Origin of the sequence: Sphingomonas oligoaromativorans (assembly GCF_011762195.1) — a bacterium.
Taxonomy (GTDB): domain Bacteria; phylum Pseudomonadota; class Alphaproteobacteria; order Sphingomonadales; family Sphingomonadaceae; genus Solisphingomonas; species Solisphingomonas oligoaromativorans.
In genome coordinates this window covers 184,785-198,641 of the sequence record NZ_JAASQK010000007.1, presented here as the reverse complement: position 1 = coordinate 198,641, position 13,857 = coordinate 184,785, and the positions used below count along the sequence as shown (strand labels likewise).

The window sequence follows — 13,857 nt, the reverse complement described above, 5'->3', positions numbered from 1 at the left end:
TGTGAATTAACGCGCGATCAGGCCCCCCGGTTCGGTTCGACCCACCCGATCGTCCCATCTCCCCGGCGATAGACCATGTTGAACGCTCCCGTACCCGAATTGCGGAACAGTAGCGCGTTGGTGTTACGCAGGTCGAGCATCATCACCGCGTCGGATACCGTCGTATCGGGGATATCGACGCGGGTTTCGGCGATCACCGGGGGATGATCGATCGGCTCCTCCTCGTCTACCAGCTCGAACACGGTGTAGCCGGCATTGGCATCGATGCTGCCGTCAATGTCGTCGCCTTGGCCGTTGCCGCCGCGCGCCTTCAGCCGCTTCACATAGCGGCGGAGCTGCTTCTCGATCTTGCCGGCGGCCTCGTCGAAGGCGGGGTGCGCCTCCATGCCCGAGCCGGACGCCTTCAGCACCACGCCCTGCATGACATGGGCGATGATATCGCAACTGAAGCCGTTGTCGTGCGGCCCGGAGCCGAACGTGGCCGTCGCCGAGATCGCGCGGGCGAAATATTTGTCCGCGATGGAGCCGAGTCGATCGGAGACATGCTCGCGAAGAGCCTCGCCGGTGTCGACCTGATGGCCGGAAACGCGGATGTCCATGTCTCGTCCTCCTTCTATTTGCGGGCGGGCTATGCCTGCCCACCCGACGCGTCAACCGTCTGGCCGATCGTAGCCCAGACGGGATTCACCAACGTTGCTACGAACGCCTCGTGCCGCTCCAGCTCCGCCGCGCTCGCCTGATGCGGACGCGGCGTGCGCCCCCGCGCGCCCGCCGGAGCGCCCGCCGTCGCCGCGACGATCTCCGCCATGGCGGCCGCAGGCGCCGCGTCGAGCAGGCCGAGCCCGATCTGCCGACCGCCGCTCAGCTCGACATAGAGCTGGGCGAGAAGCTGGGCGTCGAGCAGCGCGCCATGCTTGACCCGGTGGCTGCGATCGATACCGTAGCGCGAGCAGAGCGCGTCGAGGCTGTGCTTCGCGCCGGGATGCCGCGCCCGCGCCATCACCAGCGTGTCGACCATACGCGTCATCGCCACCGGCTCGCGCCCGCACATCGCCAGCTCCGCGTTGAGGAAGCCGAAGTCGAAGGCGGCGTTGTGCGCCACCAGCGGCGCGTCGCCGATGAAGGCGAGCAGCGCATCCACCGTCTCGGCGAAGCGCGGCTTGTCCGAGAGGAACGCGATCGACAGGCCGTGGACCCGCTCGGCCTCGGCCGGCATGTCGCGATCGGGATGGAAATAGGCGTGGAAGGTGCGACCGGTCTCGACCCGGTTGCTGAGCTCGATGCAGCCTATCTCGACCAGCCGGTCCCCATTCGCTGGGCTGAGCCCGGTTGTTTCGGTGTCGAAGACTATCTCACGCATGAATGACAATATCGGATTCCATGCGCCCGTAAGCAAGCGATCAGCGAAAAGAGCTTTGCGCGGGTTTGCGCGCGGGTGACGCCCGTGGACAGCACGAAATCGGCGCGGCGGCGCTTCTCCGCGTCGGGCGTCTGGCGGGCGAGAATATCGGCGAAACGAGCCTGCGTCATGCCCGGCCGTGCGAGCACGCGGCGGCGCTGCACCCAGGCGGGCGCCGAAACCACCACCACCGCATCCACCCGCCGGTCGCCGCCCGTCTCGAACAGCAGGGGCACGTCGTCGACCACGATCCGCTGCGCGCGATGGCGGCGGAGGAAGTCCGCCCGAGCCCGCGCGACGGCGGGATGGACGATCGCCTCCAGCCGCCCGAGCGCGGCGCGATTCCCGAACACGGCGCGGCCGAGCGCGGCGCGATCGACGCCTTTGAGGCCGGTCGTCCCCGGAAAGGCCGCCTCGATCGCGGGCAGCAACGCGCCGCCCGGCCCCTGCAAGCGGTGGACGGCAGCGTCGGCATCGAACACCGGAACGCCGGCCGCGCGGAACATGCCCGCCACCGTGGACTTGCCCATGCCGATCGAGCCGGTGAGCCCGATCAGGATCATGCGGTGAGCAGCGCCCGCAGCGCTCCATCCTCGTCCCGCGGCGGCTCCGCGCCGAAGAAGAGCCGGAAGGCGGCGTCCGCCTGCCCGATCAGCATTTCGAGCCCGTCGACGGTCGGCATCCCGCGCGCACGGGCGGCGGCGAGCAAAGGCGTCTCCGGCGGGGCGGTAACGATGTCGTAGACGATGCTCCCCGGCGGCGCATGGCTGAGATCGAAGGCGAGCGGCGGCTGGCCCGCCATGCCGAGCGCGGTCGCGTTGACGATGAGATCGAGGCAGCCGATGCGATCGTCGAAGGGGAAGTCGGTCGCCTCCGCGAAATGGCCGAGCGGCGCGACATGATGCTCGCCCGGCGCCAGCTCGTCGAGCAGCGCGCGCGCCTTCTCCGTGTCGCGGCCGGCGAGGACCAGCGTGAAGCCCTTCCCCGCCAGCGCCGTGACGATCGCCCGCGCGGCCCCGCCGGTGCCGAGGACGCGCGCCACGCGAAACAGGTGCTGATGCCGGAGCCACGGCCGCAACGGTTCGAGGAAACCCGATGCGTCGGTATTATGGCCGGTGAGCGTGCCGTCCGCCTCGCGCACCACGGTGTTGACCGCGCCGATCCGCCCGGCCGAGGGATCGAGCCGGTCGAGCAGCGGGATGATCGCCTGCTTGTGCGGCATGGTGACGTTGCAGCCGCGCCAGTCAGGATCGGCGCGACGGTCCGCGAGATAATCGGCCAGCCCGTCGCCATGGACGAGTTGGCGGCGATAATCGCCGGGAAGCCCCAATGCCTTCAGCCAGAAGCCATGGATGACCGGCGATTTGGACTGGGCGATCGGATCGCCGATCACCTCGGCATAGGGGCCGTTCATGCCGGCATCTCGCCGACATCACGGAGCCAGCCGAGCAACGGCATCAGCGGCATTCCGAGAATGGTGAACTGGCTCCCCTCGACCCTGGAGCAGAGCTGCACGCCCGGCCCTTCGATGCGGAAGCAGCCGACGCAGCCCGCGATCGCCGGCCATTCCGCATCGAGATAGGCTTCCAGAAAGGCCTCCGAGAAATCGCGGACATGGAGCTTCGCGACATCGACATGCCGCCACACCGGAACGCCGTCGCGTGCGCCGACCACGGCGCTCACCAGTCGATGCGTGCCGCCGCGCATCCTGCGGAGCTGTTCCGCCGCCCGCTCGCGCGTGTCGGGCTTGTCGAGCATCGTGCCGTCGGCCAGCGCCACCGTCGAATCGCTCCCGATCACGATCCGCCCCGGCATCCGCCGCGACACCGCCACCGCCTTGAGTTCCGCCAGCGCGTCAGCGAGGCCCCGCGCCTCGATCCCTTCCGCCTTCAGCGCGTCCTTGGCGGCATCCTCGTCGACCTGCGGGCGGACGATCTCGAAGCCCACGCCGGCGGCCTCCAGCATGGCGCGTCGCGACGCGCTCCCCGATGCGAGAATGATGGTCATGCCTGCGCCTGTTGTTCGCGCCGTTCGGCGACAAGGTTGATGATCGCCGCGGCCGTCTCCTCGATCGAGCGCCGGGTGACGTCGATCACCGGCCAGCCATGGTCGGAGAACATGCGCCTAGCATAAGCGATCTCACGCGCCACCCGCTCCTCGTCGACATAAGCGGTCGTCGTCGTCTCATTGAGCGAGAGCAGCCGGTTGCGGCGGATCTGGATCAGCCGATCCTGGCTGGTGGTGAGCCCCACGACCAGCGGCCGGTTGAGGTTGAACAGGATCGGCGGCGGCGGGCTCTCGATCACCAGCGGGATATTGGCGACGCGATAGCCGCGATTGGCGAGATAGATCGAGGTCGGCGTCTTGGACGAGCGCGACACGCCCGCCAGCACGATATCCGCCTCCTCCCAGTCGTCCGACGCGATGCCGTCGTCATGGGCGATGGTGTAATGAATGGCCTCGACGCGATCGAAATAGGCGGCGTCGAGCGCGTGCTGCCCGCCCGGCCGCGTGATCGTCTCCTTGCCGAGCAGGCGCGAGAGCGCATCGATCACCGGATCGAGCGCCGAGACGGCGTGAAGCCCCAGCCCATGGCAGCGGGACTCCAGCCGCTTGCGCACCGTCGAGTTGACCAATGTGTAGATCACCAGCCCCGGTTTCGAGGCGATCTCGAGGAGCACGCGGTCGAGATGCCCCTCGGAGCGCACCATCGGCCAGAAATGCTTGACCGCCTCGACGCCCTCGAACTGGGCGAGGCCCGCCTTGGCGACCGTCTCGAGCGTTTCCCCGGTCGAATCCGACAAAAGATGGAGATGCAAGCGCGTCATCGCGGCGGGTTTCGTCCTCTCGTTCGACGCCCATGGGGCAAAGGCTGTGGATAACCATGAGAGTCTTCTGGCGACAAGCCGGCCGGCGATCCGATTCCAACGATTCGCCCCCGTGACTCGAAACCGGCCGACGGATTCGCCCACAGCGTTCGAGTCTTTTCCCCCACCTGTGGATAACGGGGGGGAATCATTGCGACTCGTGACTCATTCACGAGTCGCTGAATCGGACTCATGTTGGCGAATCGAGCGAGTCGCGAATAAACCCCGATTCCGGCGGCCCCACTGCCTCCCCAGACTCAAGATTCAAAAAAGGATAGTTATGGAGTCGATCCGCGAGTCCGATCAGGAACGCCCCCTTCTCGCCGTGCTTCGGGGTGAGCGACGCGATCCCCCACCCGTCTGGCTCATGCGCCAGGCCGGCCGGTATCTCCCGGAATATCGGGAACTTCGCGCCCAAAAGGGAGGCTTCCTCGATCTCTGCTACGACCCGGACTCCGCCGCGGAGGTGACCCTCCAGCCGATCCGCCGCTTCGGGTTCGACGGGGCGATCCTGTTCTCGGACATCCTCGTCATCCCCCATGCGATGGGACAGCATCTGAGCTTCACGGCCGGCGAAGGCCCCCGCCTCGATCCCCCGCTGAGCCATGCTCCGCTATCGTCGCTGGTCCCCCGGCCGGAGCGGCTGGAGCCTGTGTATGAAACCGTGCGCCGGGTCGCGGCGGCCCTTCCCGCCCACACCACTTTCCTCGGCTTCGCGGGCGCACCGTGGACGGTCGCGACCTACATGGTGGCTGGCGAGGGTTCGAAGGATCACGCCGCCGCGCGCATCATGGCCTATCGCGAGCCAGAGGCCTTCGCCGAGCTGATCGAGCGCATCGTCGAGATCACGGTCGATTATCTGTGCGGCCAGATCGACGCGGGCGTCCACGCCGTGCAGATATTCGAAAGCTGGGCCGGCAGTCTCGCGCCCGACCAGTTCGAGCGCTGGGTGATCGAGCCGACGCGGACGATCGTGCGCGCCGTCAAAGCCCGTCGCCCCAGCGTGCCGGTGATCGGCTTTCCGAAGGGCGCCGGCGGAAAGCTCGCGGCCTATGCCGAGGGCACGATGGTGGATGCGCTTGGCATCGACGAGACGGTCGATCCGCTCTGGGCGGACAGCGTGCTGCTGCCGGGCCTCCCGGTGCAGGGCAATCTCGATCCACTTGCGTTGCTGACCGGTGGCGAGGCATTGGAGAGCGCGGTGCGACGCATCCGGCAGGCCTTCGCGGCCCGCCCGCATGTGTTCAACCTGGGCCATGGCATCCTGCCGCAGGTGCCCGTCGACCATGTCGAACGACTGCTGGAGCTGGTGAGGGCATGATGGCAGGCTTTATCGATCCGGCGCTCTATCCCTGGGTGAAGGCCGCGCACCTGATCTTCGTGATCTTCTGGATCGCCGGGCTGTTCATGCTGCCCCGTTTCCTGATCTATCAGGTCTCGACCGTGCCCGGCTCGGCGGAGGATCTCGCCTGGGTGGAGCGCATCCGCCGGCTGCGGTCGATCATCCTCAATCCGTCGATGATCCTCGTCTGGCTGCTGGGCTTGAGCCTCGCGCTCGATATCGGCGCGTTCCACATGGGCTGGTTCCACATGAAGCTGCTGCTCGTGCTGCTACTGTCGGCCTATCATGGCTGGGCGGTGGGCGCGGCCAAGAAGATCGCGCGCGGTTTCCGGCCCGAATCCGACACATCGCTCCGTCTGGCGAACGAGGTGCCGGGCATCGCCACGGCGCTGATCGTCATCCTCGTGATCGTGAAACCGTTCTGAGCCGGAATCTTGGCGGATGGGCGTGCTCGTCGCATGACTCATCCGCTGCTGCTTGACTTGAATCCGCACGCGCCGTAACCGCCGATTCAAGGCCGGTCGCCGTTCGCGCTGACCTCCATTCCCGACATCGGCGTTCTCGCCCCGTCCCAAGACCGTCGCGAAGCCTCTCCATCAGGATCCCCAAGGCACCCATGCATCTCAAAGACCTCAAGAAGACGTCCCCCGCCGAGCTGGTGAGCATGGCCGAGGAACTCGGTGTCGAGGGCGCATCGACGATGCGCAAACAGGATCTGCTGTTCGCCATCCTCAAGGAGCAGGCCGAGCAGGGCGACCAGATCATGGGCCTCGGCACGATCGAGGTGCTGCCCGACGGCTTCGGCTTCCTGCGCTCGCCGGAAGCCAATTATCTCGCCGGCCCGGACGATATCTACGTTTCGCCCAACCAGGTCCGCAAGTTCGGCCTGCGCACCGGCGACACGGTGGAAGGCGAGATCCGCGCGCCCAAGGATGGCGAGCGTTATTTCGCGCTGACCCGCCTCATCTCGATCAATTTCGATGATCCCGACGTGGTCCGCCATCGCGTCAATTTCGACAATCTCACGCCGCTCTATCCCGAGCGGAAGCTCAACCTCGACACGCTCGACCCGACCGTCAAGGATCGTTCGGCCCGCGTGATCGACATCGTCGCGCCGCAGGGCAAGGGCCAGCGCTCGCTGATCGTCGCCCCGCCGCGCGTCGGCAAGACCGTGCTTCTCCAGAACATGGCGAAGGCGATCACCGACAATCACCCGGAAGTCTTCCTGATCGTGCTGCTCATCGACGAGCGCCCCGAGGAAGTCACCGACATGCAGCGTTCGGTGAAGGGCGAGGTGATCTCCTCCACCTTCGACGAGCCGGCCCAGCGCCACGTCCAGGTCGCCGAGATGGTGATCGAGAAGGCCAAGCGCCTCGTCGAGCACAAGAAGGACGTGGTGATCCTGCTCGACTCGATCACCCGCCTCGGCCGCGCCTACAACACCGTCGTCCCCTCGTCGGGCAAGGTGCTGACCGGCGGTGTCGACGCCAACGCGCTCCAGCGCCCGAAGCGCTTCTTCGGTGCCGCCCGCAACATCGAGGAAGGCGGCTCGCTCTCGATCATCGCGACGGCGCTGATCGACACCGGCAGCCGCATGGACGAGGTGATCTTCGAAGAGTTCAAGGGCACCGGTAACTCGGAAATCGTCCTCGACCGCAAGGTGGCCGACAAGCGCATCTTCCCGGCGATGGATGTCGGCAAGTCCGGCACCCGCAAGGAAGAGCTGCTGGTCGAGAAGTCCAAGCTGTCGAAGATGTGGGTGCTGCGCCGCATCCTCATGCAGATGGGCACCACCGACGCGATGGAGTTCCTGCTCGACAAGATGAAGGACTCGAAGACCAACGAGGACTTCTTCGACTCGATGAACCAGTAACGCGGGCGGCGTTCGCCCCCCGTGGATTTCTCCGACATCCTCACCGCCGGTGGGCTCGCGGCGCTGGCTCAGGTGCTGGCGATCGACCTGATGCTCGCCGGCGACAATGTCGTCGTGCTGGGCACGCTGGTGGCGAGGCTGTCCCCGGAGCAGCGGCGCAAGGTGCTGGCGATCGGCGTCGGCATCGCGCTGGTCTGCCGGATCGCCTTCGCCCTCGTGGCGACGCAGCTCCTCAAGATCGTCGGATTGCTGTTCGCGGGCGGGCTGCTGCTGCTCTGGGTGGCGTGGAAGCTGTTCCGGGAGCTGCGCTCTTCCGGGCAGGGTGAGGCGGACAGCGAAAGCGTCAGGCCCGTCCGCAGCTTCCGCGATGCGGTTCTTCAGGTGGCGCTGGCCGATCTGTCGATGAGCCTCGACAATGTGCTGGGCGTGGCCGGCGCGGCGCGGGAGCATCCCACCGTGCTCCTGCTCGGGCTGGCGGGCTCGGTGGCGCTGATGGCGGCCGCCGCGAACATGATCGCGGGGTTCATCGAGCGCCATCGCTGGATCGCCTATCTCGGGCTGGCGGTGATCCTGTGGGTGGCCGGGCGGATGATCTGGCAGGGCATCGCCGATCCCGACATCGGCGTGCTCGGCCTGCTGCGCTGAAGCCTAGCGCCGCGCCCCGAACAGCGCGGTGCCGACGCGGATATGGGTGGCGCCGATCAGCGCCGCCGTCTCATAGTCACCCGACATGCCCATGCTGAGCTGCGACAGGCCATGCTCCCTCGCCAGCTTGGCGAGCAGCGCGAAATAGGGCGCGGGCTCGGTATCGGCCGGCGGCACCGCCATCAGCCCGACGATCGGAAGCCCCGCGGCGCGCGCCTCGTCCAGCACCGCCGGAAGCTCGGCGATGGCAACGCCGCCCTTCTGCTCCTCGTCACCGATATTGATCTGGACGAAGCAGTCCGGCCGCTTGCCCTGCGTCTCCATCGCCCTGGCGAGCGCCGCCACCAGCGAGGAACGGTCGACCGAATGGATCGTGTCGAACAGAGCGACCGCATCGGCCGCCTTGTTGGACTGAAGCTGGCCGACGAGATGAAGGCGGACATCGGGGAAGCGTGCCCGCAGTTCGGGCCACTTGGCCTGTGCTTCCTGCACGCGGTTCTCGCCATAATCGCGCTGGCCCGCTTCGAGCAGCGGAAGGATGCGCTCCGCCGGCACGGTCTTGGAGACGGCGATCAGCGTGGCCGCATCGGCCGGGCGGCCGCCCAGCTCGGCGGCATGGGCAATCTGGGCGCGGACGGTGTGGAGAGCTTCGGTTTCGGGCATGGCGCGCCTATAAGGCCGCGGATGCCGTCCCGCCAAGCCCGCTCGCTGCCGAGCCTCTTCCTGATGACCGACGAACGGATGGGAGACGCCCTGTGGCGCGCGCTCGAACGGCTGCCGCGCGGAGCGGGCGTGGTGTTCCGGCATTACCGGCTTCCGCTCGTCGAGCGACGGGCGCTGTTCGAGCGGGTGCGTGCGGTCGCCCGACGGCGTGGTCTGCGGCTGCTGCTGGGCGGCCCGGAGCGTCTGGCGCGTGCTTGGGGGGCCGACGGCGTGCATGGCCCCTCTCCTCACCGTCTTTCGACGCGGCCGCTGCTGCGCTCCACCCCTGCGCACGATCGGCCGGCGTGGATCGCAGGGCGTCGGCAGGGATGCGACCTGCTGTTCGTCTCGCCGCTCTTCCCGACCCGCTCGCATCCGTCCGCGCCTGTTCTGGGCGTGGCGCGTGTGGGGTTGATGATCGACGGAGATCGCGGTCGGGCGGTGGCGCTGGGCGGCATGACGGCCCGGCGCGCCCGTTCCTGCAAGGCGATCGGTATCAGGCGCTGGGCGGCGATCGATGCGTGGACGGCGCCTTAGCGACGCGCGGTTACGGCCGAGAAGCTGAGGGTGGCGTCAGCGATCAGAAGCGAAACGCGGTTCCGACATAGACGGCCTGGCTGTCGCGACGGTCGTCGTTCAGGTCGAGCAGGCGGTCATGCTGCATCTTGTAACGCAGGCCACCCGTCACATCGAGGCGGCTGTTGATCGAATAGGAGCCGCCCAGATCGACCGAAACGCCGCGCTCGCCATCGACCAGCCGCGAAACCTCGCCCAGGCTGCGGTCCGCGGCCACGGCCAGGCGCGTGCTCCAATGCCTGCCGGCATAGCTGACGGCGACATCGGTCGCCTCATGGCTGCCGGGAACGTTGCCGAGATCCACCTTGTTATAATCGCTGGTGACGGCGAAACGCTTCCAACCCACCGAGACGCCCAGATTATAGGCATAAGCGGTGAAGCCGCCATTGTTGCCGGTGATCCCGGCATGTTCGGCCTGCTCGGGCGTGCCGGCGCGGGTACGCACCGCGACGGTGACGCGGCGATTGCTGCCGGGAGCGACCGACGGCGTGAAGCGGAAACCCGACGAGGCGAGCCCCCCCCGCCCATAGGTCGCGCCGAAGCGCGGATCGGCGGCGGCCGGCGTGAACGACCCGATCGAGCCGGTCAGCGGCTGCGCGGCGCGCGGCGCGCGCTTCTTGTGAATCTGCTGGGTTTGCGCAGCCGGCGCGATCGACGGAATGAACGCAAGCGCGAGCGCCGCGAGAACGACCCCCTTGCTCTTGATGTTCATATTCCGACTCGCGTTCATTTGTCTGGCAAACTCCCCTTGTGTCTCGCGGTAGCATGGCAGGCTTGGCGATGTCATCGACGCCGGTGGGGTAATCGTCGGAATCAGCCAGCCTGTTGCATCCAGCCCACAATCCGGCGGTCCCTCAGCTCCGCTGGCGCTTGCCGGGAACGGCCCAGCCTCTATAGATGCCAGCTTCCGAAGGCTCTCCACGCGTCCGAAGGCACCCCGATGATGCTGTTTTCTGCCCGCTCCCTGCGTCCGATGACCGGCGCGTTCGCCGCCGCTCTCCTGCTGGGCGGCTGCGCCCACCACCATCGCCTGGCCAAGGACGTCAATGCCGACCTCGCCGCGTCCAAGATCACCCAGATCGGCGTCAACGCCTATCTGTGGCGCGCGGCGCTCGACACGGTGTCGTTCATGCCGCTGACGCAGGTCGATTCCAACGGCGGCGTGATCGTCACCGACTGGTATGCCAATCCGTCGACGCCGACCGAGCGGATGAAGCTCACCGTCACCATCCTCGATCAGGATCTCCGCGCCGACGCCGTCCGCGTCGCCGCCTCGCGCGAGGTGAACGAGAACGGCCAGTGGGTCGATGCGCCGGTGGCCGCGCAGACCGTCCAGAAGCTGGAGGACATCATCCTCCAGCACGCGCGCGATCTGCGCCGCGGCGCGATCAGCGGCTGATCGGTCTCAAGGGTATAACGCTTCCGATGTCGCATCCGATGGACCGCCGCTTCAACCCCGCCGCCGCCGACGGGCGCTGGCAACAGGCCTGGGACGAGGCGGAGGCCTTCCGCGCCGACGATGCCAGCCCCAAGCCCAAGGCCTATGTGCTGGAGATGTTCCCCTATCCGTCGGGGCGCATCCACATGGGCCATGTCCGCAACTATACGATGGGCGACGTGCTCGCCCGCTACAAGCGGATGACGGGGCATGAGGTGCTTCACCCGATGGGGTGGGACGCCTTCGGGATGCCGGCCGAGAATGCGGCGATGGAGAAGAAGGTCCATCCCGGCACCTGGACCCGCGCCAACATCGCGGCGATGAAGGCGCAATTGAAGCGCCTCGGCTTCGCGCTCGACTGGAGCCGCGAGCTGGCGACCTGCGAACCCGATTATTACGGCCATGAGCAGGCGCTGTTCCTCGACATGCTCGAGGCCGGCCTCGTCTATCGCAAGGAAAGCGACGTCAACTGGGATCCGGTCGACATGACCGTGCTCGCCAACGAGCAGGTGATCGACGGGCGTGGCTGGCGTTCGGGCGCGCTGGTCGAGCGGCGCAAGCTGTCGCAGTGGTTCCTCAAGATCACCGACTTCGCCGACGAGCTGCTGGACGGGCTGGATGGCCTCGACCATTGGCCCGAGAAGGTGAAACTGATGCAGGCCAACTGGATCGGTCGATCCAAGGGCCTGAAGATGCATTTCGCGCTCGCCGAACCGGTGGCGGATACGGCCTCGATCGAGGTCTATACGACGCGCCCCGACACGCTCTACGGCGCGAGCTTCGTGGCGATCGCGGCGGATCATCCGCTGGCGCTCGCGCTCGCAGAGAACAACGCCGCGCTGGCCGCTTTCGCCGAGGAGTGCCGCCACACCGGCACCGCGACCGCCGATATCGAGACGGCCGAGAAGAAGGGCTATGACACCGGCCTGTCGGTCGTCCACCCCTTTGATCCGGCATGGACGCTGCCCGTCTTCGTCGCGAACTTCGTGCTGATGGATTATGGCACCGGCGCCGTCTTCGGCTGCCCGGCGCACGACCAGCGCGACCTCGACTTCGCGCGTAAGTACGCTCTGCCTGTCACGCGCGTCGTCGCCCCCTCCCCTGAGGAAGCCGACGCCCCGATCCATGACGAGGCGTACACCGGCCCCGGCAAGCTCGTGCATTCGGGTTTCCTCGACGGCATGACCGTGGAGGACGGCAAGGCCGCCGCGATCGCGCGCGCCGAGGCCGAGGGCTGGGGCCAGGGTACGACCGTATGGCGCCTGCGCGACTGGGGCGTCTCGCGCCAGCGTTACTGGGGCACGCCGATCCCGGTGATCCATTGCGAGGCCTGCGGCGTCGTGCCGGTGCCCAGGGACCAGCTTCCCGTCGTGCTGCCCGAGGACGTGTCGTTCGACATTCCCGGCAACCCGCTCGATCGCCATCCGACCTGGCGCCATGTCGCCTGCCCGTCCTGCGGCGGCGAGGCGCGTCGCGAGACGGACACGCTCGACACCTTCGCGGACTCGTCCTGGTATTTCGTCCGCTTCGCCAGCCAGCCGAAGGACAAGGCCTTCGACCGTGACACCGTCGCGCAGTGGCTGCCAGTCGGCCAGTATATCGGCGGTGTCGAACATGCGATCCTGCATCTGCTCTATGCCCGTTTCTGGACGCGGGCGCTCAAGCGCATCGGCAAGCTTGACGTGGCCGAGCCCTTCGCCGGCCTGTTCACGCAGGGCATGGTGACGCACGAGACCTACAAGGCGCCCGATGGCCGCTGGATCTCGCCGGAGGAGATCAAGGACGGCGTGATCGTCGAGACGGGCGAGCCGGTGACGGTCGGCCGCGTCGAGAAGATGTCCAAGTCCAAGAAGAACACCGTCGATCCGACCGAAATCCTCGACCAGTACGGGGCGGACGCGGCGCGCTGGTTCATGCTGTCGGACAGCCCGCCCGAGCGCGATCTCGAATGGTCCGAAGCCGGCATCGAGGGCGCGTGGCGCTTCGTCCAGCGCGTATGGCGCCTCGCGATCGATCGCGAGCCGGCCGAGGGCGCGGACAAGGATCTCGATCGCAAGCTCCACAAGACCATCGCCGGCGTCGCCGAGGATATCGAGGCGCTGTCCTTCAACAAGGCCGTGGCCAAGCTCTACGAGCTGGCGAGCGCGCTGGAGAAGGCCGCTCCCTCCGCCTCGCGGACGCAGGCGATCGATACCATGCTGCTGCTCGTGGCACCGATGATCCCGCACCTTTCCGAAGAGGCATGGAGCGCGCGCGGGCATGAAGGCCTGATCGCGCAAGCCGGCTGGCCGGCGGTCGATCCGGCGCTGCTGGTCGATGACGAGGTGACGATCGCGGTGCAGATCAACGGCAAGCTCCGTGATACGCTCACCGCGCCCAAGGGCGCCGACAAGGCCACCCTCGAGGCGATGGCGCGCGGATCGGAGAAGGTGATCGCCTTCCTCGAAGGCAAGGAACCCAAGAAGGTGATCGTCGTGCCCGACCGTCTGGTGAACCTCGTCGCATGAAGCGGCTCGCCGCCCTCGCCCTGATGCCGGTCGCGTTCGGCACGCTTTCCGGCTGTGGACTGCACCCGATGTATGCGGGCGGCACGCACGGCCCGGTCGCCGAGAAGCTGGCGCAGGTCGAGGTCGGCCAGATCGGCGGACAGGCTGGCTGGCTGATGCGCAATGCGCTGGTCGACCGGCTGGGCGCGAGCGGGAATGCGGCCCCCAAATATAAGCTGGAGGTCGAACTGAGCGACCAGCTCACCGGGCTCGGCATCCGTTCCGACAACACCGTCACGCGCGAGCGACGCACGCTGCGCGCCCGCTTCCGGCTGGTGACCGCGGATGCGGAAGGCACGACGCTGCTCGACGCCAGCGCCGGCTCCAACACCGGCATCGACGTGGTCAGCTCGGACTATGCGACCGTCGCCGCCGAGCAGACCGCGCTCGAAAATCTGGTGAACGACCTCGCCGACCAGATCGTTGCTCGCGTCGCGACCTTCGCGCACCGCGATCAGGCGCGCTGACG

The 13,857-nt window shown here is 67.5% G+C and carries 16 protein-coding genes; 8 read left to right on the top strand and 8 right to left on the bottom strand.

The window, feature by feature from the left end; genetic code table 11:
* Window positions 1-17: 17 nt before the first annotated feature.
* The 6 genes from hpf to FHS98_RS14800 are packed head-to-tail and all read right to left on the bottom strand — an operon-like array spanning window position 18 to window position 4,227.
* A complete protein-coding gene (hpf, locus tag FHS98_RS14825) occupies window positions 18-599 on the bottom strand; it encodes a ribosome hibernation-promoting factor, HPF/YfiA family (protein WP_167106713.1) in 582 nt (193 codons plus the stop codon).
* Window positions 600-628: 29 nt separating this feature from the next.
* Window positions 629-1,360, bottom strand: a complete 732-nt coding sequence (dnaQ, locus tag FHS98_RS14820) for a DNA polymerase III subunit epsilon (protein ID WP_167106710.1) — start codon at window positions 1,358-1,360, stop codon at window positions 629-631.
* Window positions 1,348-1,962 (bottom strand): dephospho-CoA kinase, encoded by a 615-nt coding sequence (coaE, locus tag FHS98_RS14815; protein WP_167106707.1) that lies wholly within the window; start codon window positions 1,960-1,962, stop codon window positions 1,348-1,350. Before coaE ends, dnaQ begins: the two co-directional genes overlap by 13 nt.
* On the bottom strand, window positions 1,959-2,813 hold the full coding sequence (locus tag FHS98_RS14810; protein ID WP_167106704.1) for a shikimate dehydrogenase family protein: 855 nt from the start codon (window positions 2,811-2,813) through the stop codon (window positions 1,959-1,961). The genes coaE and FHS98_RS14810 overlap by 4 nt, the downstream gene beginning before the upstream one ends.
* Window positions 2,810-3,406: a Maf family protein gene (locus FHS98_RS14805; protein WP_167106701.1), complete on the bottom strand. Its 597-nt coding sequence runs from the start codon at window positions 3,404-3,406 to the stop codon at window positions 2,810-2,812. Before FHS98_RS14805 ends, FHS98_RS14810 begins: the two co-directional genes overlap by 4 nt.
* A complete protein-coding gene (locus tag FHS98_RS14800; protein WP_167106698.1) occupies window positions 3,403-4,227 on the bottom strand; it encodes a pyruvate, water dikinase regulatory protein in 825 nt (274 codons plus the stop codon). Before FHS98_RS14800 ends, FHS98_RS14805 begins: the two co-directional genes overlap by 4 nt.
* Window positions 4,228-4,546: 319 nt before the next feature.
* Here FHS98_RS14800 and hemE point away from each other — a divergent pair, with 319 nt between their 5' ends.
* From hemE to FHS98_RS14780, 4 genes are all read left to right on the top strand, one after another.
* On the top strand, window positions 4,547-5,587 hold the full coding sequence (hemE, locus tag FHS98_RS14795) for a uroporphyrinogen decarboxylase (RefSeq protein ID WP_167106695.1): 1,041 nt from the start codon (window positions 4,547-4,549) through the stop codon (window positions 5,585-5,587).
* Complete coding sequence (locus FHS98_RS14790) at window positions 5,587-6,033, top strand: CopD family protein (protein ID WP_425057351.1); 447 nt, start codon at window positions 5,587-5,589, stop codon at window positions 6,031-6,033. Before hemE ends, FHS98_RS14790 begins: the two co-directional genes overlap by 1 nt.
* A 191-nt stretch (window positions 6,034-6,224) precedes the next feature.
* Window positions 6,225-7,481 carry a transcription termination factor Rho gene (rho, locus tag FHS98_RS14785; RefSeq protein WP_019834204.1) on the top strand — a complete coding sequence of 419 codons (1,257 nt, stop codon included), beginning with the start codon at window positions 6,225-6,227 and terminating at the stop codon, window positions 7,479-7,481.
* Between the two features lie 21 nt (window positions 7,482-7,502).
* Window positions 7,503-8,126, top strand: a complete 624-nt coding sequence (locus FHS98_RS14780; protein ID WP_167106689.1) for a YjbE family putative metal transport protein — start codon at window positions 7,503-7,505, stop codon at window positions 8,124-8,126.
* 3 nt (window positions 8,127-8,129) lie between these two features.
* Here the strand turns inward: FHS98_RS14780 and FHS98_RS14775 are convergent, their stop codons facing one another.
* Entirely contained in the window at window positions 8,130-8,789 is a 660-nt protein-coding gene (locus FHS98_RS14775; protein WP_167106686.1) for a YggS family pyridoxal phosphate-dependent enzyme, read from the bottom strand.
* A 21-nt stretch (window positions 8,790-8,810) separates the two neighbouring features.
* On the opposite strand from FHS98_RS14775, the gene FHS98_RS14770 reads away from it, so the two are divergent.
* On the top strand, window positions 8,811-9,365 hold the full coding sequence (locus FHS98_RS14770; protein WP_167106682.1) for a thiamine phosphate synthase: 555 nt from the start codon (window positions 8,811-8,813) through the stop codon (window positions 9,363-9,365).
* A gap of 43 nt (window positions 9,366-9,408) precedes the next feature.
* On the opposite strand, the gene FHS98_RS14765 is transcribed toward FHS98_RS14770, so the two are convergent.
* A complete protein-coding gene (locus FHS98_RS14765; protein WP_167106679.1) occupies window positions 9,409-10,116 on the bottom strand; it encodes a porin in 708 nt (235 codons plus the stop codon).
* A gap of 228 nt (window positions 10,117-10,344) precedes the next feature.
* On the opposite strand from FHS98_RS14765, the gene FHS98_RS14760 reads away from it, so the two are divergent.
* From FHS98_RS14760 to lptE, 3 genes are read left to right on the top strand one after another with little or no spacing between them, the layout of a single operon-like run.
* Window positions 10,345-10,803 carry a DUF3576 domain-containing protein gene (locus FHS98_RS14760; RefSeq protein ID WP_208402281.1) on the top strand — a complete coding sequence of 153 codons (459 nt, stop codon included), beginning with the start codon at window positions 10,345-10,347 and terminating at the stop codon, window positions 10,801-10,803.
* A 38-nt stretch (window positions 10,804-10,841) separates the two neighbouring features.
* Window positions 10,842-13,349 carry a leucine--tRNA ligase gene (leuS, locus tag FHS98_RS14755; protein ID WP_167106675.1) on the top strand — a complete coding sequence of 836 codons (2,508 nt, stop codon included), beginning with the start codon at window positions 10,842-10,844 and terminating at the stop codon, window positions 13,347-13,349.
* Complete coding sequence (gene lptE / locus FHS98_RS14750; RefSeq protein WP_167106657.1) at window positions 13,346-13,855, top strand: LPS assembly lipoprotein LptE; 510 nt, start codon at window positions 13,346-13,348, stop codon at window positions 13,853-13,855. Before leuS ends, lptE begins: the two co-directional genes overlap by 4 nt.
* The last annotated feature ends 2 nt before the right edge of the window (window positions 13,856-13,857 follow it).

Coding starts and splice junctions, on each gene's coding strand:
- FHS98_RS14775 (WP_167106686.1), bottom strand. CDS start 8,789: ATGCCCGAAACCGAAGCTCTCCACACCGTCCGCGCCCAGATTGCCCAT.
- dnaQ (WP_167106710.1), bottom strand. CDS start 1,360: ATGCGTGAGATAGTCTTCGACACCGAAACAACCGGGCTCAGCCCAGCG.
- FHS98_RS14805 (WP_167106701.1), bottom strand. CDS start 3,406: ATGACCATCATTCTCGCATCGGGGAGCGCGTCGCGACGCGCCATGCTG.
- rho (WP_019834204.1), top strand. CDS start 6,225: ATGCATCTCAAAGACCTCAAGAAGACGTCCCCCGCCGAGCTGGTGAGC.
- FHS98_RS14760 (WP_208402281.1), top strand. CDS start 10,345: ATGATGCTGTTTTCTGCCCGCTCCCTGCGTCCGATGACCGGCGCGTTC.
- FHS98_RS14770 (WP_167106682.1), top strand. CDS start 8,811: ATGCCGTCCCGCCAAGCCCGCTCGCTGCCGAGCCTCTTCCTGATGACC.
- hemE (WP_167106695.1), top strand. CDS start 4,547: ATGGAGTCGATCCGCGAGTCCGATCAGGAACGCCCCCTTCTCGCCGTG.
- leuS (WP_167106675.1), top strand. CDS start 10,842: ATGGACCGCCGCTTCAACCCCGCCGCCGCCGACGGGCGCTGGCAACAG.
- coaE (WP_167106707.1), bottom strand. CDS start 1,962: ATGATCCTGATCGGGCTCACCGGCTCGATCGGCATGGGCAAGTCCACG.
- FHS98_RS14765 (WP_167106679.1), bottom strand. CDS start 10,116: ATGAACATCAAGAGCAAGGGGGTCGTTCTCGCGGCGCTCGCGCTTGCG.
- FHS98_RS14810 (WP_167106704.1), bottom strand. CDS start 2,813: ATGAACGGCCCCTATGCCGAGGTGATCGGCGATCCGATCGCCCAGTCC.
- lptE (WP_167106657.1), top strand. CDS start 13,346: ATGAAGCGGCTCGCCGCCCTCGCCCTGATGCCGGTCGCGTTCGGCACG.
- FHS98_RS14790 (WP_425057351.1), top strand. CDS start 5,587: ATGGCAGGCTTTATCGATCCGGCGCTCTATCCCTGGGTGAAGGCCGCG.
- FHS98_RS14800 (WP_167106698.1), bottom strand. CDS start 4,227: ATGACGCGCTTGCATCTCCATCTTTTGTCGGATTCGACCGGGGAAACG.
- hpf (WP_167106713.1), bottom strand. CDS start 599: ATGGACATCCGCGTTTCCGGCCATCAGGTCGACACCGGCGAGGCTCTT.